19 protein-coding genes are annotated in these 21,521 nt (G+C 62.7%); 14 read left to right on the top strand and 5 right to left on the bottom strand.

Annotated features, from left to right (window positions below):
• Positions 1–230: 230 nt before the first annotated feature.
• The 4 genes from mnmG (at position 231) to FR728_RS13830 (ending at position 4,628) form a co-directional block, all read left to right on the top strand.
• On the top strand, positions 231–2,108 hold the full coding sequence (gene mnmG, locus FR728_RS13845) for a tRNA uridine-5-carboxymethylaminomethyl(34) synthesis enzyme MnmG (RefSeq protein ID WP_149893310.1): 1,878 nt from the start codon (positions 231–233) through the stop codon (positions 2,106–2,108).
• Complete coding sequence (gene rsmG / locus FR728_RS13840) at positions 2,105–2,764, top strand: 16S rRNA (guanine(527)-N(7))-methyltransferase RsmG (protein WP_244304636.1); 660 nt, start codon at positions 2,105–2,107, stop codon at positions 2,762–2,764. The genes mnmG and rsmG overlap by 4 nt, the downstream gene beginning before the upstream one ends.
• Before the next feature lie 15 nt (positions 2,765–2,779).
• Positions 2,780–3,604 carry a ParA family protein gene (locus FR728_RS13835; RefSeq protein ID WP_149893309.1) on the top strand — a complete coding sequence of 275 codons (825 nt, stop codon included), beginning with the start codon at positions 2,780–2,782 and terminating at the stop codon, positions 3,602–3,604.
• 118 nt (positions 3,605–3,722) lie between these two features.
• Positions 3,723–4,628 (top strand): ParB/RepB/Spo0J family partition protein, encoded by a 906-nt coding sequence (locus FR728_RS13830; RefSeq protein WP_149893308.1) that lies wholly within the window; start codon positions 3,723–3,725, stop codon positions 4,626–4,628.
• 142 nt (positions 4,629–4,770) lie between these two features.
• On the opposite strand, the gene holA is transcribed toward FR728_RS13830, so the two are convergent.
• The 3 genes from holA to leuS form a co-directional block, all read right to left on the bottom strand.
• Positions 4,771–5,814 (bottom strand): DNA polymerase III subunit delta, encoded by a 1,044-nt coding sequence (gene holA, locus FR728_RS13825; protein ID WP_149893307.1) that lies wholly within the window; start codon positions 5,812–5,814, stop codon positions 4,771–4,773.
• A 69-nt stretch (positions 5,815–5,883) separates the two neighbouring features.
• On the bottom strand, positions 5,884–6,492 hold the full coding sequence (locus FR728_RS13820) for a hypothetical protein (RefSeq protein WP_149893306.1): 609 nt from the start codon (positions 6,490–6,492) through the stop codon (positions 5,884–5,886).
• Positions 6,479–9,088 (bottom strand): leucine--tRNA ligase, encoded by a 2,610-nt coding sequence (gene leuS, locus FR728_RS13815; protein ID WP_149893305.1) that lies wholly within the window; start codon positions 9,086–9,088, stop codon positions 6,479–6,481. The genes FR728_RS13820 and leuS overlap by 14 nt, the downstream gene beginning before the upstream one ends.
• A gap of 217 nt (positions 9,089–9,305) precedes the next feature.
• Here leuS and FR728_RS13810 point away from each other — a divergent pair, with 217 nt between their 5' ends.
• Positions 9,306–9,983 carry a YggS family pyridoxal phosphate-dependent enzyme gene (locus FR728_RS13810; protein ID WP_149893304.1) on the top strand — a complete coding sequence of 226 codons (678 nt, stop codon included), beginning with the start codon at positions 9,306–9,308 and terminating at the stop codon, positions 9,981–9,983.
• A gap of 329 nt (positions 9,984–10,312) precedes the next feature.
• On the opposite strand, the gene FR728_RS13805 is transcribed toward FR728_RS13810, so the two are convergent.
• Positions 10,313–11,755 (bottom strand): TrkH family potassium uptake protein, encoded by a 1,443-nt coding sequence (locus FR728_RS13805; protein ID WP_149893303.1) that lies wholly within the window; start codon positions 11,753–11,755, stop codon positions 10,313–10,315.
• Positions 11,756–12,221: 466 nt separating this feature from the next.
• Between FR728_RS13805 and ffh the strand changes: the two genes are divergently transcribed.
• The 4 genes from ffh to rimM all read left to right on the top strand — a co-directional run bounded on the left by ffh (position 12,222) and on the right by rimM (position 15,179).
• A complete protein-coding gene (gene ffh, locus FR728_RS13800) occupies positions 12,222–13,799 on the top strand; it encodes a signal recognition particle protein (RefSeq protein WP_149893302.1) in 1,578 nt (525 codons plus the stop codon).
• Entirely contained in the window at positions 13,796–14,125 is a 330-nt protein-coding gene (locus FR728_RS13795; protein ID WP_188318907.1) for a chorismate mutase, read from the top strand. Before ffh ends, FR728_RS13795 begins: the two co-directional genes overlap by 4 nt.
• A 20-nt stretch (positions 14,126–14,145) precedes the next feature.
• On the top strand, positions 14,146–14,541 hold the full coding sequence (gene rpsP, locus FR728_RS13790) for a 30S ribosomal protein S16 (protein WP_149893301.1): 396 nt from the start codon (positions 14,146–14,148) through the stop codon (positions 14,539–14,541).
• An 80-nt stretch (positions 14,542–14,621) separates the two neighbouring features.
• Positions 14,622–15,179, top strand: a complete 558-nt coding sequence (rimM, locus tag FR728_RS13785; protein WP_149893300.1) for a ribosome maturation factor RimM — start codon at positions 14,622–14,624, stop codon at positions 15,177–15,179.
• On the opposite strand, the gene FR728_RS13780 is transcribed toward rimM, so the two are convergent.
• Positions 15,128–15,634 (bottom strand): VanZ family protein, encoded by a 507-nt coding sequence (locus FR728_RS13780; RefSeq protein ID WP_149893299.1) that lies wholly within the window; start codon positions 15,632–15,634, stop codon positions 15,128–15,130. The genes rimM and FR728_RS13780 overlap by 52 nt on opposite strands.
• Before the next feature lie 150 nt (positions 15,635–15,784).
• Here FR728_RS13780 and trmD point away from each other — a divergent pair, with 150 nt between their 5' ends.
• The 5 genes from trmD (at position 15,785) to FR728_RS13755 (ending at position 21,493) form a co-directional block, all read left to right on the top strand.
• Positions 15,785–16,480, top strand: coding sequence for a tRNA (guanosine(37)-N1)-methyltransferase TrmD (gene trmD / locus FR728_RS13775; RefSeq protein ID WP_149893298.1), 696 nt, complete (start codon positions 15,785–15,787; stop codon positions 16,478–16,480).
• Positions 16,481–16,731: 251 nt separating this feature from the next.
• Positions 16,732–17,202, top strand: coding sequence for a 50S ribosomal protein L19 (rplS, locus tag FR728_RS13770; RefSeq protein WP_149893297.1), 471 nt, complete (start codon positions 16,732–16,734; stop codon positions 17,200–17,202).
• A gap of 322 nt (positions 17,203–17,524) precedes the next feature.
• Positions 17,525–18,940: a 3-isopropylmalate dehydratase large subunit gene (leuC, locus tag FR728_RS13765; RefSeq protein ID WP_149893296.1), complete on the top strand. Its 1,416-nt coding sequence runs from the start codon at positions 17,525–17,527 to the stop codon at positions 18,938–18,940.
• Positions 18,941–19,332: 392 nt separating this feature from the next.
• Positions 19,333–19,890 carry an HNH endonuclease gene (locus tag FR728_RS13760; RefSeq protein ID WP_149893295.1) on the top strand — a complete coding sequence of 186 codons (558 nt, stop codon included), beginning with the start codon at positions 19,333–19,335 and terminating at the stop codon, positions 19,888–19,890.
• Positions 19,891–20,062: 172 nt separating this feature from the next.
• The gene (locus FR728_RS13755) at positions 20,063–21,493 is read left to right on the top strand and encodes a TadE/TadG family type IV pilus assembly protein (protein WP_149893294.1); all 1,431 of its coding nucleotides are present in this window, start codon (positions 20,063–20,065) and stop codon (positions 21,491–21,493) included.
• Positions 21,494–21,521: the final 28 nt, after the last annotated feature.

Genomic DNA, 21,521 nt, shown 5'->3' with positions numbered 1-21,521 from the left:
CAAATGTCTTTGACCCGGTGGGGCGCTGAATTTATAAAGGGCCAACACCGGTGGGTCTGCGGAACCTGTGTCGGACTTTTGCCGACGCTCCGCTCACCGGTCGAAGAGACCAAGGGGGTCGAGCCGGACGCGGCTCCCCCGGATTTAATCAAGCGCCATGGAGTTGCAGCCAAGCTCCCGTTCTGACGGGAGGTGCCGTGCATTCTGTGGTCATTCGGATCTGAGTAGACATGACGGATACGAACCTGGATTTCGATGTGGTTGTGATCGGCGGCGGTCACGCCGGCTGCGAGGCTGCTGCGGCTTCCGCTCGGCTGGGAGCGCGCACGGCTCTGGTCACCCACCGGTTTGACACCATCGGCGTCATGTCCTGCAACCCAGCCATCGGGGGCCTGGGCAAGGGGCATCTGGTGCGCGAGATCGATGCGCTCGACGGGCTGATGGGGCGGGTGACCGACCGCGCCGGCATCCAGTTCCGCATGCTCAACCTGCGAAAGGGGCCTGCGGTGCGCGGCCCTCGGGCTCAGGCGGATCGCAAGCTCTACCGGGAAGCCATGCAGGCGGAAATCGCCGCCCAGCCCAACCTCACCGTGGTGGAAGGGGAGGCGGACAGCTTTGCCTTTGCCGAGGGACGCATCACCGGTGTCGGGCTGAAGGACGGCCGGTCCGTGACGACGGGGGCCGTGGTGCTGACCTCGGGTACGTTCCTGCGGGGCCTGATCCATATCGGCGACCGCAAGATCCCGGCCGGTCGGGCCGGAGAGGCGCCAGCCATGGGGCTGTCCCAATCTCTGGAACAGATCGGCTTCGAACTGGGACGGCTGAAGACCGGCACCCCGGCTCGTCTCGACGGTCGGACGATTGCCTGGGATCAGCTGGAGGAGCAGCCCGGTGACGACGTGCCGATCCCGTTCTCGACCCTGACGGAGAAGGTGGATGTGCCGCAGATCTCCTGTCACATCACCCGCACGACCCCGGAGACCCACCGGATCATCCGCGAGAACATTCATCGGTCGGCGATGTATTCCGGCGAGATCAAGGGACGTGGCCCGCGCTATTGCCCGTCAATCGAGGACAAGATCGTGCGCTTCGGCGATCGTGACGGCCACCAGATTTTCCTGGAGCCGGAGGGTCTGGACGATCACACGGTCTATCCGAACGGCATCTCGACGTCCTTGCCGGAGGATGTGCAGATCGAATTTCTGCGCACCATTCCGGGTCTGGAGAACGTGACCGTTCTGCAGCCGGCCTATGCCATCGAGTATGACCATGTGGACCCGCGTGAGCTGACCAGCACGCTTGAGGCGCGGAAGATGTCGGGCCTTTTCCTGGCCGGGCAGATCAATGGCACCACCGGCTACGAGGAAGCCGGGGCTCAGGGCCTTGTGGCCGGCCTCAATGCCGCGTTGAAGGTGCAGGGGCGGGAGCCCTTCGTGGTGGATCGCAGCCGGGGCTATATCGGTGTGATGATCGATGATCTGATCACGCGCGGCATCACCGAGCCCTATCGCATGTTCACCTCGCGGGCCGAATATCGACTGTCCCTGCGCGCAGACAATGCGGATCAGCGCCTGACGCCGCTTGGTGTCGCGCTCGGCTGTGTGAGCGAGACCCGTCGAGTCGCTTTCGAAACGAAGGTCGCGAAACTGGCCGAGATCACGGCGCTGCTGAAGAGCCTGTCGCTGACCCCGGCCGAAGCCCTGAAGAAGGGGCTGCCGATGAACCAGGACGGCATCCGCCGGTCGGCCTTCGAACTTCTGTCTTATCCGGACATGACCTTCGAGCGGCTGGTTCAGGTGTGGCCGGAGGAGCTCGGTTCTGTCGATCCGGCGATTGCGGAGCAGGTGGCCATCGACGCACTTTATGCCGTCTATCTCGAGCGTCAGGCTCAGGACATCGAGGCCCTGCGCCGGGATGAAGCTCTGAGTATTCCCGCCGACTTCGACTTCCAGGCGCTGGCAGGTCTCTCCAATGAAGTGAAGCAGAAGCTGGAAACCGTTCGGCCCGCCACTCTGGGTCAGGCCTCGCGGGTGGAAGGTGTAACGCCGGCGGCGCTGATGCTGGTTCTTTCCCAACTCAAGCGACAGGGCCAGCGGGGGGCGGCATGATGGGTTTTCAACAGCAAGTCACAGGTTCTTCCCGGGATGTGCATAACTATGGGGACGTTTCACGTGAAACAGAGGAGCGCCTGCGCATCTATGTGGACCTCGTCCTCAAGTGGCAGCCGGCCCAGAACCTGATCGCACCCTCGACGATCCCGGACATCTGGGAGCGTCATGTCATTGACAGCCTCGCCACCAAGTGGACCTTGCCGGAAGCACGTGTGTGGGTTGACATTGGCAGTGGCGCCGGGTTCCCGGGCCTGGTGACGGCGATCCTTCAGGCGGAGGATCCGGACGCTCACGTGCATTTCATCGAAAGCAATCAGCGCAAGGTCGCCTTCCTGCGCACGGTCCTGCGAGAGACGGGCGCGAAGGGCACGGTGCACTCGGGGCGGATCGAGTCGGTTGCGAAATCATGGTCCCACGGCCCGGTCGATGCGGTCTCAGCCCGCGCGCTGGCCAATCTGGACCTGCTTCTGGAGCTGAGCGCGCCGTTCTGGGGTGAGGGCGCTGCTTGCGTTTTCCACAAAGGCCAAGATTTTCAACGAGAAGTTAACGAAGCGTCTCAACGTTGGGTCTTCGATCTGGTAGAAAGAAAGAGCCTTATCGATGCAACGAGCCGGCTTCTTCTTCTGACAAATATTTCTTCCCGGCAGATTTAGGAAGGTGTGGTTTTTATGAGCATGCTTCCAGACAATCCCCGTGTGCTGGCTCTCGCGAACCAGAAGGGTGGGGTGGGCAAGACGACCACCGCGATCAATCTCGGAACTGCCCTGGCCGCCATCGGGGAGAAGGTGCTCGTCATCGACCTCGACCCGCAGGGGAACGCCTCCACTGGCTTGGGCATCGAGCGCCGCGATCGCGGGCTGTCCACCTACGAGGTGCTGGCCGGTGACTGCAGCCTAGACGAGGCGATCAAGGAAACCTCCGTGCCGCGGCTCTGGGTGGCGCCGTCCACCATGGACCTGCTCGGGCTGGAGCTGGAAATTGCCTCGAGCGCGGACCGGGCCTTCCGTCTGCGCCAGGCGATCGAGGGGCTGACTCACTCCAGTCTCTATCAGGAGCTCGGCTTCACCTATGTGCTGGTCGACTGTCCGCCCTCGCTCAACCTGCTGACGATCAATGCACTGTCTGCGGCCCATTCGATCCTCGTGCCGCTGCAATGCGAGTTCTTCGCGCTGGAAGGTCTCAGCCAGCTGCTCAGCACGGTGGAGCAGGTGCGCAATGCCCTGAACCGGGAACTGACGATCCACGGCATCGTGCTGACCATGTATGACAGCCGGAACAATCTCTCGGCGCAAGTAGTTGCAGACGTTCGCGAAACCATGGGCGATGCGGTCTACGAGACGGTGATCCCGCGCAATGTGCGCATCTCCGAAGCGCCGTCCTATGGCAAGCCGGCGCTGCTCTATGATCTGAAGTGTGCCGGCAGCCAGGCCTATCTGCGGCTGGCCTCCGAGATCATTCAGCGCGAGCGCAATCTGCGGCGCGTGGCGGCCTGATCCGAGGCTGATCGATTCGGATCCGGGATGACCCCCTCGCGGGTCTCTCCGACATATTCTCCGAAGGGCTGTCCGGCCCTTCGGTTTTTTCTGAAGCAGGAAGACAACGGGTTTCGTCATGGCGGATGACAGCAACAAGAACAAACGGCTCGGGCGCGGTCTCGCCGCGCTGATCGGGGATTCCGCGATGATGCAGGAGCCGACCAAGGCGGCCGAGCGGATCTCGCGGGACGTGCGCAAGGTTCCGATCGAGCATCTGGTGCCGAACCCGCGCAACCCGCGCAAGACCTTTGCGGACAAGGATCTGGAAGATCTCAGCGAGTCGCTGCGCGCCAAGGGGATCATCCAGCCGATCCTGGTTCGTCCGGCAGCAGGGCAGGCGGACCGCTTCGAGATCATCGCCGGCGAGCGCCGGTGGCGGGCGGCCCAGAAGGCCGGGCTGCACGAAGCTCCGATCGTCATCCGCGATGTGACCGATCAGGAAGCGCTTGAGCTCGCGATCATCGAGAACGTGCAGCGCGCGGATCTCAACCCGATCGAAGAGGCCATGGGCTATGATCAGCTGATCGAGGAGTTCAACTACAGCCAGGGCGAGCTGGCCAAGGTGATCGGCAAGAGCCGCAGCCATGTGGCCAACACCCTGCGCCTGATGAAGCTTCCGAATTCGGTGAAGGATTATCTGGCGGAAGGTCTGCTGACCGCCGGCCATGCGCGTGCGCTGATCACGGCGGAAGATCCGGCCGCTCTGGCGGAAATCATTGTCGAGAAGGGCCTGAGCGTCCGCGAGGCGGAGAAGCTGGCGCAGGACCCGAACTGGGCCCAGTCGAAGAAGGCCGAAGGCAAGCCGAAGCTCGACAAGGATGCCGACACGCGCGCCCTCGAGAAGCGCCTCACCGATACGCTTGGCCTGAAGGTGGTGGTCGGTCACAAGCCGGGCAAGGAAAGCGGGGACCTGAAGATCAAGTACACCTCGCTCGACCAGCTGGATGAACTCTGCCGCAAGCTGGGTGTCCAGATCGGGTAATCCGCTCAAACGGATTCGACAGCGAAACAATCACGAAAGCCGGGATCCTGTCCCGGCTTTTTCTCTTTTAACTCAATAGCTTGATATCTTACCTGGCTCCGCGTTGCCGTGGTGCCACGCCAGGATTCAGGACCGCTGAGGGTCAGCGCCGTCTCTGGGCGTGCATTCTGGCGACTCTGGCGAGGGTCAGGAGCGTTTCGGAGAGTACAGGCACCCCAAGCTTGTCATTGAGCCGGGAGACCTTCTGTGCCTCTCCCAGGCGCTCTGTGGCCTTGTCCAGATCGCCGAGGGGCCAGAGGGTGAGCTGGCGGGCAATATCGGCCTTGCGGTTCCAGAAGATAGGGGGGCGGGCGCCGTCCACCACGTCCTTGGCCGAAGTTCCCCGGTCGACGATGGCCCGCATCCGGTGCAGCATCTGGAAATGGGAGAGGGCCTGTCCGGCCATGACCGAGGCACTGCCCCCAGCGGCATCCAGCCGTTCTAGCCCGTGATCCAGCTTTGCCAAATCGCCGAGCGCCGTGGCATCGATGAGTTGCGACAGCTCGAAGGCCGAGGCATCGCCGATGATTGCCTCCACATCCTCGCTTTCGATGCGTTCGCGGCCATGGGCATAGAGGCAGAGTTTCTTCAGCTCGCCCCGGCTTGCCATGCGATCGGCGCCCAGAAGGGAGTGCAGGGCAGCCCGGGCCTCCCGGCTGATGGTGAGATTGGCGGCGCGGGTTTCCTGGTCGATGAGCTGGTCGACATCGCGGGTCGTGTCGGCGTAGCAAGCGATGGCGACGGCCGAGCGGTCGTTCTCGAAGAGCTTGCGCAGGCCCGTTCCCTTCTTCAGGTCACCGGCCTCGATGACGATGAAGGCGGAAAGGTCCCGCGTCTCGATCAGGGGCGAGACGGCAGGCAGCAGGTTCTTGCCGCCCGCATCCTTGATCCAGATGACCCTCTGGCCACCGAACAGGGGAATGGTCAGCGCTTCATCGATCAGTCGAGTCGGATCAGAAACGATGTCGGAAGCGTCAATCTTGACCAGGTTGAAGGGATCGTCGTCGCCTTCCGAGGCCTTGGCGACCAGCAGTCCGGCCCGCTCGCTCACGAGGCCCGTATCCGGTCCGTAGATGAGAACGAGGGCACCACCCTTGGGAGGCTGGGCGAGAAACCGATCGACGTCGCCGGGTTTCAGGGCGGTCATGACGGGTATCTCCGGATGCGGGGGAAGGGGCCGGAGACCTCAGGGAAGGTCCGGCCCCGTTTTTCCGTGTCAGCGTGTGGCGAAATAGCCGGCTACGCGGGCCTGAATGTCGGCTGCGACCACGCGAGCCGCGCGCTGGCCGGCATCCCGCTTGGCGCGGATGTTGGCGAAGCGCTGGTTCGAGAAGTCATACGACGCGGTGGCGAAGGACTTGCCTGTCATCAGCGTCGTGTCGGTTTCCTTGTCCACCAGAACGAAGCTGGTGTTCACCGTCATCGTGTAGGCGGCCGGAACGTCCGCCAGCTGCTCGACACCCACTTCCGCCGTGGCCTGATCCATAAGGATCTCCAGGCGGTAGCGCTTGTCCGGGGTGCCGGCGCCGCGTTCGAACAGGAAGGTCAGCTCGTTGTAGAGCTCGCGCCTTGCGTCCTTGTCGACACCGTTGGAGCTGGAAATGCTGTCGATCTCGATGGAGGCGAGATGGGTCTGGACCGTGTCGCTCTGGTCGAGAGCTCCGACGGAGGGCGCGGTGCCATAGAGCGGACGGACCTGACAGGCGGTCAGGGCCAGGCCCAGAGCCAGACAGAGCGCAACACCGAGACCCGGCGCGGAAGCTCCGCGCCGGGTCAGGGTTTCAAATCGGGTCCGAGCGGTCCGGACAGCCTCAGGCAACGACATTCACGATCCTCTGCGGCACCACAATCACCTTGCGCGGCGGCTTGCCTTCCAGCGCCCGCTGCACGAAATCCAGAGCCAAGGTAGCTGCTTCGACCTCCTGAATGGAAGCGTCACGTGCAACCTTGATCTCACCGCGGCGCTTGCCGTTCACCTGGATGGGCAGAACCACGCTGTCATCGACCAGGAGCGCGTCCTCGATCGCCGGCCAGGAGGCTTCGGAGATCAGCGTGTCCTTGCCCAGGCGGGTCCAGCATTCCTCGGCGAGGTGCGGCATCATCGGGGCGATCATCTGGACCAGATATTCGCCGGCCTCACGCACCGCAAAGGCCATGTCGGGGGCGCTGACGCCGTCGTTCAGGGCCTTGCCGATCTGGTTCACATATTCGTAGATGCGCGCAACGGAGCGGTTGAACCCGAGGGTTTCCAGATCCTTGGTCACTGCGGCGAGCGTCTTGTGGGTGGCGCGGCGCAGCTCGGTGGCGGCTTCGCCCAGCTCTGCCGGGGCAGGGGCGGCAGAGGTGGCGTCGGCGATTTCCTGCACCAGACGCCAGACGCGCTGGACGAAGCGCCAGGCGCCCTGGACGCCTTCTTCGGTCCAGATCACGTCACGCTCGGGCGGGCTGTCGGAGAGCACGAACCAGCGGGCCGTGTCGGCGCCGTAGGTCTCGATGATGTCCGTCGGGTCGACCGTGTTCTTCTTCGACTTCGACATCTTCTCGATGGAGCCGATGGTGACCGGTTCGCCGGAGACCGCATGAACCGCGACGCGCACGCCGTTGTTCTCCGAGAGGGTGATCTCGGCCGGGCTCAGCCACTTTCCGTCCTGGGACTTGTAGGTCTCGTGGGTCACCATGCCTTGCGTGAAGAGGCCCTTGAACGGCTCCTTCAGGTCCAGCGCGCCGACCTTCTGCATGGCCCGGGTGAAGAAGCGGGAATAGAGCAGGTGCAGGATCGCATGCTCGATGCCGCCGATATACTGGTCCACCGGCAGCCATTCGTTGGCGGCCTTCGGCTCTGTCGGCTGGTCGCAACGCGGCGCGGTGAAGCGGGCGAAGTACCAGGAGCTGTCGACGAAGGTGTCCATCGTGTCCGTCTCGCGCAGGGCATCCTTGCCGCATTTCGGGCAGCAGGTGTTGCGCCAGGTCGCGTGACGGTCGAGCGGGTTGCCCGGCTTGTCGAAGTTGATGTCGTCAGGCAGTTGAACCGGCAGGTTCTCGTCCTTTTCCGGAACCACGCCGCAGTCATCGCAGTGGATGACCGGGATCGGGCAGCCCCAGTAGCGCTGACGGGAAATGCCCCAGTCGCGCAGACGGTAGTTCACCTGGCGTTCGGCCTGGGGCGCGCCGTCAATGGAGATGGCCTCCAGCCTGGCTGCCACGGCTTCCTTGGCCTCGGCAATCGTCAGACCGTCGAGGAAGGCGGAATTGAAGATGGTGCCGTCATCGGTGAAAGCGGTGTCGCCGACTTCGAAGCTCGCCGGATCCGCATCCTTCGGCAGAACCACGGCCTTGACCGGCAGGTCGTACTTGCGGGCGAAGTCCAGGTCGCGCTGGTCGTGGGCCGGGCAGGCGAAGATGGCGCCGGTGCCGTAGTCCATGAGGATGAAGTTGGCCACATAGACCGGTAGCTCGATCGAGGCATCCAGCGGATGACGCACGCGCAGGCCGGTGTCGAAGCCCTTCTTCTCGGCGGTTTCGATGGCTTCCGCCGAGGTGCCGATGCGGCGGCATTCCTCGATGAAGGCCTGCAGCTCCGGATTGGTTTCGGCAAGCTTCGCCGTCACCGGATGGTCCGGCGACAGGCCCATGAAGGAGGCGCCGAAGAGGGTGTCTGGACGGGTGGTGAAGATCTCGAGCGCCGTGTCACCGGTGGGGGCAGGCGTGGTGAATTCGAAGCGGACGCGCAGGCCTTCCGACTTGCCGATCCAGTTCTTCTGCATCAGGCGCACCTTGTCCGGCCAGCGGTCCAGGGTGTCGATGGCTTCGAGCAGGTCTTCGGAATAGTCGGAGATGCGGAAGAACCACTGGGTCAGCTCGCGCTGTTCCACCAGGGCGCCCGAGCGCCAGCCGCGCCCGTCGATCACCTGCTCGTTGGCGAGCACGGTCATGTCGACCGGATCCCAGTTGACCTTGGCGTTCTTGCGATAGACCAGACCGGCTTCCAGGAACTTCAGGAACAGGCGCTGCTGCTGGGTGTAATATTCCACGTCGCAGGTGGCGAACTCGCGGCTCCAGTCAAGGGACAGGCCCATGATCTTGAGCTGGTCGCGCATGGTGGCGATGTTCTCGTAGGTCCAGTCCTTGGGATGAACCTTGTTCTGCATGGCGGCATTTTCGGCGGGCATGCCGAAGGCGTCCCAGCCCATGGGATGCAGCACGTTGAAGCCGGCGGCGCGCTTGTAGCGGGCCACCACGTCGCCCATGGTGTAGTTGCGCACATGGCCCATGTGGATGCGCCCGCTCGGATAGGGGAACATCTCCAGGACGTAGTACTTGTCGCGGGGGTCTTCGTTGGACGTGACGAAGACGTCCTTCTCGGTCCAGGTCTTCTGCCAGCGCGCTTCGACTTCCCGCGCGTTATACCGTTCCGTTGCCATTCGTAATGCCGTCTTGAAGGGCGCCAGAAAGAGGCGCCGAAAGGTCTGTGGGTGCTGGCGGACTGTCACCAGAAATCCGCCGCCCGGTCAACAGAGATGGCAGGAAAATGAAGGCATTTTCCTGTCTGCGCCCGGGGTGCTTGCAATTTTGGTCCGCGCGACCCTATCAGAGGGCACGACAAGACACCACCCGAACCGATGAGGGGCCCCGAACGCCATGACCGCACCTGCCGCCGAGCGTCTTTCCGCCGTCCGCGCCGACATTTCCGCTGCCGAGGCCGAAATGGGCCGCGCTCCGGGCAGCGTGACGCTCATCGCCGTGTCGAAGACCTTCGAGGCAGAGGATATCCGGCCGGTGCTCGACGCGGGACAGCGGGTTTTCGGCGAGAACCGGGTGCAGGAAGCCATGGGCAAGTGGCCGGGGTTGCGGACTGAGTATGAGGGCATCGAGCTGCATCTCATCGGCCCGCTGCAGTCCAACAAGGCCAAGGAAGCGGTGGCCACCTTCGACGTGATCCACACCATCGACCGGGAGAAGATCGCCCGGGCGCTGAAGGTGGAAATGGACAGGCAGGGCCGGTCGCTGCCGTGCTATCTCCAGGTGAATACGGGCGAGGAACCGCAAAAGGCTGGCGTTTCGCCGACGGAGGTGGACGGGTTCCTCACGCTTTGCCGCGACGAGATCGGGCTGAATGTGGTGGGCCTCATGTGCATACCGCCGGTCGACGAGGCGCCGGGCCCGCACTTCGCGCTGCTGGAGCAGATCGCCCGGCGCAACGGGCTCACCGGGCTCTCCATGGGCATGTCGTCGGACTACGAGATTGCGGTCGGCTTCGGCGCCACCCATGTCCGCGTTGGCTCCGCCATCTTCGGGCATCGCGATTACCCAGCGTGATAAGGCCGGGTTTCGGCCGATAGGGCAGGGGGCTTGCGCTTCTCCTGTGGCTCCCGACCTCTCCTTCGTCCTGTTCGGGCCATGGCATGATGGCGTCAGGAGCGGCGCACAAGGCCGCTCTGACACACCTTTTTGAGCAAGCTGTCCCGGCCTCGAGCCGGGACCTCTCCCGCCTCACCTGTCGTCATCGCGGTGGCCGATGATCGAAAATCGACGCCACTTCAATGGGTTACTGGATTCCTTCCTGCGCAGGGATGACGAATGAAGTGGCTTGAGGTGAGAGGCTGGGACTCGCAAGCTTGATAGCGTGCCTGTCCGGATGTCGCGGCTCAGTCTTCCAGCCAGAAATCCGGCGAGATGAGGATCAGTCCGGCGATGATTTCCAGTCGGCCGAGGATCATCTGGATCGACAGCATCCATTTCACGGCGTCGGGCATGGGCTTGAAGGTGCCGGAGGGGCCGATGATGTCCCCTACCCCCGGGCCGACGTTGGCCAGTGCCGTGATCGAGGCGCTTAGCGCTGTCGGCAGGTCGAGGCCGAAGAATCCGTAGATCATCGCGAAGAGCGCGAAGGTGCCCGCATAGAGGATGCCGAAGACCAGAACACCTTCCATGACCGAGGGCGAAATCGGCTTGTCGCCATAGCGCGGTGCGAGGATGCGGTGCGGGAATACCATGCGGCGGAGCAGCGACAGGATGAACTGCAGCAGCAGAACGATACGGAAGATCTTGAAGCCTCCGGAGGTCGAACCGCTGCACCCGCCCAGGAAGGTGAGCAGGAAGAACAGGGCGATGATGAAGGGGCCCCATTGCAGATAGTCGGTCGCCGCGTAGCCGGTGGTGGTGATGACCGAGGCCACGTGGAAGACGGCCATGGTCAGCAGGTGGAACGGATCGTCGCTCTGGACCCAGCGCTGGTCCAGGAAGATGGCGGCACTGGCGGCGGCAACGATGCCGAGCAGCCAGAAGACCTGCTGCTTGTCGTTGAGCTCCCTGCCCTCGATCAGGCGGATGAGAAACAGGAACGGCACTGAAGAGGCCAGCATGAAGACGCTGGAGACCCAGAAGACCGCGTTGCCGGAGAACTGCCCGAAGGAGCTGTCGGAGGTGGAGTAGCCGCCGGTGGAGACGGTGGTCATTGCGTGGTTGATCGCCTGGAACAGGGTCATGCCGCAGGCAATGTAGAGCAGGATGCAGGTGACCGTCAGGGTGCCGTAGAGGGTCAGGAGCCGCATCATGAAGGGCTCGATGCGGCCATAGGGCTTGGCGGTGTTTTCCGAGGACTCGATGGCGAAGAGCTGGCTTCCCCCCACCCGCAGGCCGGGAAGAAGCCAGATGCCGATGACCACGATGCCGATGCCGCCGATCCACTGCAGCAGCGAGCGCCAGAGCAGGATGCCGGGCGGCAGCTTGTCGAGGCCGGTGAGGATGGTCGAACCGGTGGTGGTCAGACCGGAGGCGGATTCAAAGAAGGCGTCGGTGAAGGAAATGTGCAGGCCGCTGGCATAGAGCGGCACGGCCCCGGCCGTGCAGAAGGCGAGCCAGGCCATGTTGACGAAGAGAAAGGTCTCGCGCCGGCGCAGGGTGCCGCTGCGCCCGGACAGGGCTGCCGTCGACAGCGCCCCGATACAGCCGATGATGGCTGCCGAGAAGAGGAAAGCCTGCCAGTCGGAGTTGCGGGCCATCAGGTCGACCGAGGCCGGGATCAGCATGAACACGGCAATCACGATCAGCAGCTTGCCGATCGGGAGCGCAACCGCGCGGAAATCCATGTGTGTGTCCTGCCTCGACCGTGGGAGAACCGGATGGCATGAGGCGACCGGGAAGGGATCGCCTGCTTCTCTCCTCCCTGATTAGTCCTGCTCCGGATCACTTGCAAGTCATCTCGGTTTCGGGCCGTCCTGAGCGATAACGGCGGGGCGGTCCGGTTGTTCCGCAGAGCCGGATCGGTCCCGGGGCAGCAGGAAATCCGCAGGGTTCCTTGACTCCCTCGCTGTTTTGGGGCAGAACCCCGTCCAACTCCATATGAGTGACTGAAAATTCGAGCCGCCGACCGGGACCCGTAAAGGTGTAAAGAGATCCCGGAGGTCACCACCCGACAGCGCGATGCGCCCTCGGGTGTCAATCTGCTTTGCGCATGTCGATGTCGGCACAAGGCGCAGGGCGGTGGCACGCAGGACCGGGCACCCCATATGACGGGAGACTTCTCCCGAGGAACGAGACCGTAAGGACCTTTGCATGTTCGAAAGCCTGTCAGATCGACTGAGCGGAATTTTCGACAAGCTCACCGGACGTGGTGCGCTGTCGGAAAACGACGTCAACGAGGCAATGCGCGAAATTCGCCGCGCACTGATCGAAGCCGACGTTGCCCTGCCGGTCGTTCGCTCGTTCACGGACAAGGTCCGCAATCGCGCCGTCGGCGCGGAGGTGGTCAAGTCGATCACTCCGGGCCAGATGGTGGTGAAGATCGTTCACGACCAGCTCGTCGAGATGCTCGGCGGTGACAGCGTGGGTGGCGGGATCGACCTAAATGCCCCTGCCCCGGTTGCCATCATGATGGTCGGTCTTCAGGGCTCGGGCAAGACGACGACCACGTCCAAGATCGCCCGTCGCCTGACCCAGCGCGACAAGCGCAAGGTCCTGATGGCCTCGCTCGATACCCGCCGTCCGGCGGCTCAGGAGCAGCTGAAGGTTCTCGGCGAGCAGAACGGCGTCGACACCCTGCCGATCATCGAGGGCCAGGGCCCGGTCGAGATCGCCAAGCGCGCCATGACGGCCGCACGGCTCGGCGGTTATGACGTGGTGATGCTGGATACCGCCGGCCGCATCCACATCGACGAGCCGCTGATGGTGGAAATGGCCGAGGTCAAGGCCGCCGCCAATCCGCATGAAATCCTGCTGGTGGCCGATGCGCTGACCGGTCAGGACGCGGTCAATCTGGCCCAGAGCTTCGATGAGCGTGTCGGCATCACCGGGATTGCCCTGACCCGTATGGACGGCGACGGACGCGGTGGCGCGGCGCTCTCCATGCAGGCCGTGACCGGCAAGCCGGTAAAGCTGATCGGGACGGGCGAAAAGTCCGACGCGCTGGAAGATTTCTATCCTAAGCGCATCGCCGACCGCATTCTTGGCATGGGCGATATCGTCTCGCTGGTCGAAAAGGCCGCGGAAGCCATCGATGCGGAAAAGGCGGCCAAGATGGCCGCCCGCATGCAGAAGGGTCACTTCGACCTGGACGATCTGGCCGAGCAGCTGCGCCAGATGGAAAAGATGGGCGGCATGTCCGGCATGATGGGCATGCTCCCGGGCGTCGGCAAGATGAAGAAGCAGATCGAGGCCGCGAACATCGACGACAAGGTGTTCAAGCGTCAGGTCGCCATCATCTCGTCCATGACCAAGCAGGAACGCTCCAAGCCGGACATCCTGAAGGCGAGCCGCAAGAAGCGCATCGCCGCCGGCTCCGGCGTGGATGTGGCCGAAGTGAACAAGCTTCTGAAGATGCACCGCCAGATGGCGGACATGATGAAGATGATGGGCAAGAAGAAGGGCATGCTCGGCAAGCTCATGGGTGGTCTGACCGGCGGCATGGGCATGCCGGACGTCGATCCCAAGCAGCTTGAAGAGATGGTCAAGTCGGGCAAGCTGCCCGGCGGCGGCGAGTTGCCCAAGGGCCTGCCCGGTGGTCTTGGGGGGCTCGGAGGGGGCCTCGGCGGAGGAATGCCTGGCGGTCTGCCCGGTCTTCCGGGGCTCGGTGGTCCGAAGCTTCCCGGCGGTCTCGGTGGCCTTCCCGGCCTGGGACGGGGGAAGAAGAAATGAGTGTGAGCGAAGCGGAAATCCAGCTGGGCCAGTCTCGGGCCCTCGAAGAGCTGAAGGCCCTGCGATCCTCCATCGACAACATTGACGCCGCACTGGTCCACATGCTGGCCGAGCGGTTCAAGTGCACCCAGAAAGTGGGTGTTCTCAAGGCGACCAACGATCTGCCCGCGGCGGATCCGGCTCGCGAAAAGATTCAGATCGAACGTCTGCGCCAGCTTGCGAGCGACGCTCAGCTCGATCCTGATTTCGCCGAGAAATTCCTGAACTTCATCGTTCGGGAAGTCATCCGGCACCATGAAGCCATCGCCGCTGAAACCGGCAACTGAACAAACTGGAGAACTAGAAAATGGCTACCAAAATTCGTCTCGCACGTGGCGGCTCCAAGAAGCGTCCGTACTACCGCATCGTCGTTGCCGACATCCGCGCTCCGCGCGATGGCCGCTTCATCGAAAAGATCGGCGCCTACAACCCGATGCTGCCGAAGGATTCCGAAGAGCGCGTGACCCTGAACGTCGAGCGCGTTCAGTACTGGCTCGGCACCGGCGCACAGCCGACCGACCGCGTTGCCCGTTTCCTGGACGCTGCCGGCCTGCTGAAGCGCGACGCCCGCAACAACCCGAAGAAGGGTGAGCCGGGTGCAAAGGCCAAGGAAAAGCTGGCTCTCAAGAAGCAGGCTGAAGAAGAAGCCGCTGCTGCTGCTGCTGAAGCTGCTTCCGCTGGCGAAGAAGCTGCTGCCGAGTAATCGGACCCTTACGTTTTCAACGTGACGCTTGCGCCGGGGCTTGCCCCGGCGCTTTCGTATCCAGACAGCGGGAGATCTGAATGTCTGAGACCAAGGCCGGAGACAAGGTGCTGCTGGCGCGCATTGGCGCGGCGCATGGCATTCGCGGCGAGGTTCGCGTCAAGTCCTTCGGCGACGACCCCCTCTCCTTCACGGATTATGGCGTGCTGACCGATGTGACGGGCAAGCAGCGCTTCGAGGTGCTGCGCGCAAGGGTGCAGAAGACCGTCGTCGTGACCCAGTTCAAGGGCATCACCGACCGCAACCAGGCCGAAGCGCTGAATGGTCTGGATCTCTATGTGGAGCGGGACCAGCTGCCGGAAACGGAAGAGGACGAGTTCTACTATTCCGACCTGACCGGCCTTCCGGTCGAGGATACGGCGGGAGCGGTTCTGGGCAAGGTGATCGCTGTGCAGGATTTCGGTGCCGGTGACCTGCTGGAAGTGCGGCCCCTGCGCGGCAAGAGCTTCTACATTCCCTTCACGCGGGAGTTCGTGCCCCACGTGAGCCTGGAGGAAGGACGTCTCGTGGTGGATCTGCCGGAGGATTACTTCTCGGAAGAACGGCTGGACGAGGAGTCCGGTGCGGACGAGATGTAAGCCTTGACCGGCTCGAGGCCCATGCCGCGATAATCGACTTCGACCGGGGCCTGCTTGACCGCCTGCTTTTCCTCGGACCGGCGCAGGGCAATGGCGGCGACGATCAGGGCGACGCCGACACCATTTGCGAAAGCGTCCGCAAAGGACGCTTCGTGATGGGGGACGAATGCCTGGGCGATCTCGCCCCCTACCCCGAGCCCGAAGGCCGTGACGGCGGAAATCCGCAGGCGGCAATTGAAGAGAACGTGGATCGACAGGGTCAGCATTGCATAGAAGCTGATATGGATGATCTTGTCATAGGGGTGGCCGACGCCGGTGTTGAACACCAGACCGAGCAGCGCGCCGACAACAAGCAGGATGGTCAGCGGGACAAGGCGGATCGGCTCGATGTCGACGTGGTCCGTCCGAGCAAACTTGCGAAAGAAAACGGGCAAGGGAAGGCGGAAACTGCGCACGCTGAAACCTCCGAAAAACTGGAGTCAGCTTGGCCGCTCGAGGATTAACGTGATCCTACCGGCATTGGCTCAGAACGCCGTTGGGTGAAGTAAGAAAGTTCAGGGTTAACAGTACCTTGCGTAACCCCAAGTACATACGGACAAATGACGATGGCCTTTGAAGCAACGATCCTGACCCTCTATCCGGACATGTTTCCGGGGCCGCTCGGTCACAGCCTGTCGGGACGTGCGCTGGAGAAGGGCCTGTGGGGCCTTCAGACCCGTCAGATCCGCGATTACGCCACGGACAAGCATCGCTCCGTCGATGATACGCCTGCGGGTGGCGGTGCCGGCATGGTGCTGCGCGCCGACATTCTGGCGCGCGCCATCGATGATGCGGCCACTGTCGAGGATCCCCGTCCGCGCATCCTGATGAGCCCGCGCGGACGTCCCCTCACCCAGGCGCGCGCTCATGAGCTGGCGGAAGGACCCGGTGCGATTATCGTCTGCGGCCGGTTCGAAGGGGTGGACCAGCGTGTCATCGACAGTCGCCGGCTGGAGGAAATTTCCATCGGCGACTACATCCTCTCCGGGGGCGAGATCGGCGCCATCACCCTGCTCGATGCGGTGGTGCGTCTGATCCCCGGCGTCATGGGCAACATGCACAGCGCCGACACGGAAAGCTTCGAGACCGGGCTCCTGGAGCACCCGCAATATACCCGCCCGCAGGAGTTCGAGGGGATGACGATCCCCGAGGTTCTGACCTCCGGCAATCACAAGAAGATCGCCGAATGGCAGCGGCAGCAGGCCGAGGAGCTGACACAGCAGCGCCGCCCGGATCTGTGGGACGCCTACACCCGGAAATAGCGCAGGTTTCCTGCAAGATTCCGCATGACAACCGGGCCGAACTCCTGTATGACCGCGCCCAAGTTGTTGGATGGGGATCCGTCCGGCCGGGGTTCGGCTGGCGTTTCCGGTGCCGCCTTCAGGCGGTGCATGCAATGATTTCACCATGGCTCGAAGCGGGTTCATCCGTCCTGCGTCCTGGAGACAGGCTCAAAAGTCTTCCGGATTGAGGGGTGCTCTGGCCGCTTCGAAATTGAAAAGGGAAACACGCCATGAACATTATTGAGCAGCTGAACAAGGAAGAAATGGAACGCATCGAGGCGCTGCGCAAGCTGCCCGAGTTTTCCCCCGGCGACACCGTCCGCGTGAACGTGAAGGTTACCGAAGGCAACCGTACCCGTACGCAGGCCTATGAAGGCGTCGTGATTGCCCGCTCCGGCGGCGGCATCAACGAGAGCTTCACCGTTCGCAAGATCTCTTACGGCGAAGGCGTCGAGCGCGTGTTCCCGGTCTACTCCCCGATGCTGGAAGGCGTCGAAGTGGTCCGTCGCGGCAAGGTCCGTCGCGCCAAGCTCTATTACCTGCGCGACCGTCGCGGCAAGTCTGCCCGTATCGTTGAAGCCACCAACGCTCGCGCCAAGCGCCTCAACGAAGAAACCCGCGCTGCAGCTGCTGCAGAGCGCGCTGCCAAGGCAGCCGAGAAGGAAGCCGCCAAGGCTTCTGCTGAAGGCGCCGCAGAATAAGATCTGCGCGGTTTCGCGAGACGAATTTTCGAAAAGGCGGGCCTTCGGGTCCGCCTTTTTTTTGCATTTGAGCCCGAGGTATGCGGATCGGGCCGGACGGCGCTGCTCATCGAACGCCGTCTCAAGGGCACTTGATAAATGCTCAACTTGAGATCCTTGACCCGGATCCACGGGATCAGGCATTAAAATGACGACTTGAGGGCTGTCGGCGCGTGCGTTCCGACGGTTCGCCACGACGGGTGGTCCGGGAGGACGGGAGACAGGGGTCTTCTCCTCGCGACGCGACACAATCAAGAGACCGCCCGGGTTTCAGGAGAGAACCATGACCAAGGCCAGGACGCTTTACGACAAGATCTGGGACGACCATCTGGTCGACGTGCAGGAAGACGGAACGGGCCTGCTCTACATCGATCGCCATCTGGTGCATGAAGTCACCAGCCCTCAGGCGTTCGAAGGTCTGCGCATGACCGGCCGCAAGGTCCGCCGTCCGGAGCGCACCCTGGCCGTGGTGGACCACAACGTTCCGACCACCGACCGCAGCCTGCCGAACCCGGATCCGGACAGCGTCATCCAGATCGCGGCGCTGGCGAAGAACACCGAAGAATTCGGCATCGAATATTACGATGCCCATGACAAGCGTCAGGGCGTGGTGCACATCGTCGGTCCGGAGCAGGGCTTCACCCTGCCGGGCATGACCATCGTCTGCGGCGACAGCCACACCTCGACCCACGGCGCCTTCGGTGCTCTGGCCCACGGCATCGGCACGTCCGAAGTGGAACACGTTCTGGCCACCCAGACGCTGATCCAGAAGAAGGGCAAGAACATGCTGGTCCAGGTCGACGGCCAGCTGCCGGACGGCGTGACCGCCAAGGACATCATCCTCGCCATCATCGGCGAGATCGGCACCGCAGGCGGCACCGGCTATGTGATCGAGTATGCGGGTGAAGCCATCCGTTCGCTCTCCATGGAAGGCCGCATGACCGTCTGCAACATGTCGATCGAGGCAGGCGCCCGCGCCGGCCTGATCGCTCCGGACGAGAAGACCTTCGAATATCTGAAGGGCCGCCCGAAGGCCCCGACCGGCGAAGCCTGGGACCGGGCCGTTGCCTACTGGAAGAGCCTGGCGACCGATGAGGGCGCCAAGTTCGACAAGGTGGTGAAGCTGGATGCCGCCAATCTGCCGCCCATCGTCTCCTGGGGCTCATCCCCCGAAGACGTGATCTCCGTGCAGGGCGTCGTTCCGAACCCGGATGACATCAAGGACGAGAACACCCGCAAGTCCAAGTGGCGCGCGCTGGAGTACATGGGCCTGACCCCGGGCACCAAGATCACCGACATCAAGATCGACCGGGTCTTCATCGGGTCCTGCACCAACGGCCGCATCGAGGATCTGCGCGCGGCCGCTGCCGTCATCGGCGGCCGCAAGGTTGCGTCGCACGTTGGGGCCATGGTGGTTCCGGGCTCCGGTCTGGTGAAGGAACAGGCGGAAGCCGAGGGTCTGGACAAGATCTTCAAGGACGCGGGCTTCGAATGGCGCGAGCCGGGCTGCTCCATGTGCCTGGCCATGAACCCGGACAAGCTGAAGCCGGGCGAGCGCTGCGCCTCCACCTCCAACCGTAACTTCGAGGGCCGTCAGGGCTTCAAGGGCCGCACCCATCTGGTGTCTCCTGCCATGGCCGCAGCAGCCGCCATCGCCGGCCATTTCGTCGACGTGCGCGAGTGGGAACAGGTCGCCTGAGGTCAGATCTTCTAGGCTTGCAGCGCTCCCGATAAGGGGGTGATTCGAGCCGGTTCGATCCATGCGAGGCGGGTGTCTTACGGGCACCCGCCTTGTTTTTTGGAAGAGGGTCTGCCGTCCTTTGTGGGCGCTTTGCGAAAGGCCAGCGAAATCAACTTATTAACCTTTGTTAATCGCAAGCACTCTGGGCGTGACAACTCGTCTCACCAGACAATTTAACAGGCTTCACAAGGGTGTCATGTGGGCTCTACAATACTCTCGTCTCATGAAGACTGATCCCGCCCGGTGATCAGGTGAGACGCGTTCCCTGCAGTACTGAAACTTCCAGTACGGAAAGAGGATGCGTCGACAGGATCCTTCCGGCGGGCCGAAACAGGCATGAGGAGCGGAAGGTGACGATTGCGGTCTCGGCGGGCGCACATCCGGCGCTGGTTCTGAACGCGGATTACAGGCCCTTGAGCTATTATCCGCTGTCCCTCTGGTCGTGGCAGGACACGATCAAGGCGGTCTTTCTCGACCGGGTGAATATTGTTGCCGAATACGAGACGCTGGTCCGAAGTCCGAGCTTCGAATTCCGACTTCCGAGCGTCGTTTCGCTCAAGACCTTCGTCAAGCCGAGCCGATATCCTGCCTTCACGCGCTTCAACGTCTTTCTCCGCGACAAATTCCAGTGCCAGTATTGCGGCTCTCGCGAGGAACTGACCTTCGATCACCTGATCCCGCGCTCCCGGGGCGGCCTGACCACCTGGGACAATGTGATCACCGCCTGCTCTCCCTGCAATCTGAAGAAGGCGAACAAGAGCTGCGAGCAGCTCGACATGTGGCCTTTCCACATGCCCCATCAGCCGACCATCCAGGACCTGCACAACAACGGTCGCGGCTTCCCGCCCAACTACCTGCACGACAGCTGGCTGGACTTCCTCTACTGGGATACGGAGCTGGAACCGTAAGCCATTCTTTTTGAGATGCGGGTCAATCTTCCTTAACCGCCCGGCGAGATCCGGTGGCCGCTTTACGAAGAATTAGGGACATCTTCATTCTCCCCGTCAGAACCGCCTAGGTTTACGTCGCGGTCAGCATGTTTCGGCTAGAACGGTTCAACCGATGTCTGGAGCCGACTTCATGGACCTTGCCGCACTGCGCCGCCTGTCCCGTCTGACCCGTGAGTTCGGCCACGATGTGCGTGGCGCGATCCTGCCCATCCTTGCGCTTGCAATGATCCCGCTGGTGGTGATTGCCGGAGCGGGCATCGACTATGGCCGGGCCATCAGCCAGCGTGAGGTTCTCTCCAACGCCCTGGACGTTGCGGCGCTGAACATCGCGAGCCAGCTCTCCGCCTCCATCATGACGGATGACGAGATCCAGGCGGCTCTGGAAGCGGCCTTCGAGGCCAATCTGACTTCTCTCGGCTATACGGACGAGGCGCTCGAGAATCTCACCTTCAACGTCAATCCGGACGAGGGGGTGGTGACGGTGGCCTCCGAGATTTCGGTGCCGACCTATTTCATTCATATCGGCGATATCGGTCCCAAGAAGATCACCATGACGGTGAGCTCCGAGGTCAACTATTCGAAATTCGAGGTGGAACTGGCACTCATTCTCGACGTGACCGGGTCGATGGCGCAGGACTACCGCGACATTGCCGCCCTTCGGGACGCTTCCGAAGGGCTGGTGGACACGTTGATCCCTGACGGGACGGTGGCGGCCGACAGCAAGGTCAAGATCTCGGTGATTCCCTACAGCGAAGGGGTGAATATCGGCTCGGGAAATGCCAGCGCGGCGTCCAACGGCAAGGCCTCGGGTGGCTGTGTGACCGAGCGCATCAGCGACGCGCAATTCACCGATGATCCCTATGACTGGGGCGCGGATATCGAGGGCAATGATCCAACGATCACCACCTATTTCGGCGGCGGCTCGACCGATTGCCCACCGACGAACCCGGTCGTGCCTCTGACTGCCAGCCGCACGACCCTGATTTCCGCGATCCGTGCGCTGAGCGGTGTGAACGGCACGGCCGGTCAGGTGGGCATCGCCTGGGGCTGGTTCACACTGTCGCCGAACTGGGCCAGCTTCTGGCCCGCGGGGAGCGAGCCTGCCGAATACACCAACGACGACATTCTGAAATTCGCGATCATCATGACCGATGGCGACTTCAACATGGAATACAACTATGTGAAGACGAGCACCACCTGCACCAGCGGTCACTACGAGACCCAGTATTACTGGAATGGCTGGCAGTGGCGGACCAGGAACGTCTATGTCTGCGATGCCTACAAGGACAATTACGGCTGGCGCGAAACCTACACGAGCAATTCCAGCTACAACGGCAATCCTGCGGTTCGGGGACGGGCCATTTGCGACAACATGAAGTCTGCAGGGATAGCGGTCTATTCGATCTATTTTGAGACGACGGGCTCCGCTTTCGGCGAAGACGAGATGCGCTATTGTGCAAGCAGCAGCAAGAATTTCTACTTTGCCGATGATGCAGACACGCTGAACAGCGCGTTTGCGAATATCGCGAAGAAGATCCAGGCGATCTATCTGGCGAAGTGACGTTTGCCGGTTCCGGCAGAAAAACAAA

This window comes from Roseibium aestuarii (assembly GCF_008477545.1).
In the GTDB taxonomy this organism is placed as follows: Bacteria; Pseudomonadota; Alphaproteobacteria; order Rhizobiales; family Stappiaceae; genus Roseibium; species Roseibium aestuarii.
The sequence above is the reverse complement of the archived record's forward strand: the minus strand, read 5'-3'. Positions and strand labels throughout refer to the sequence as shown.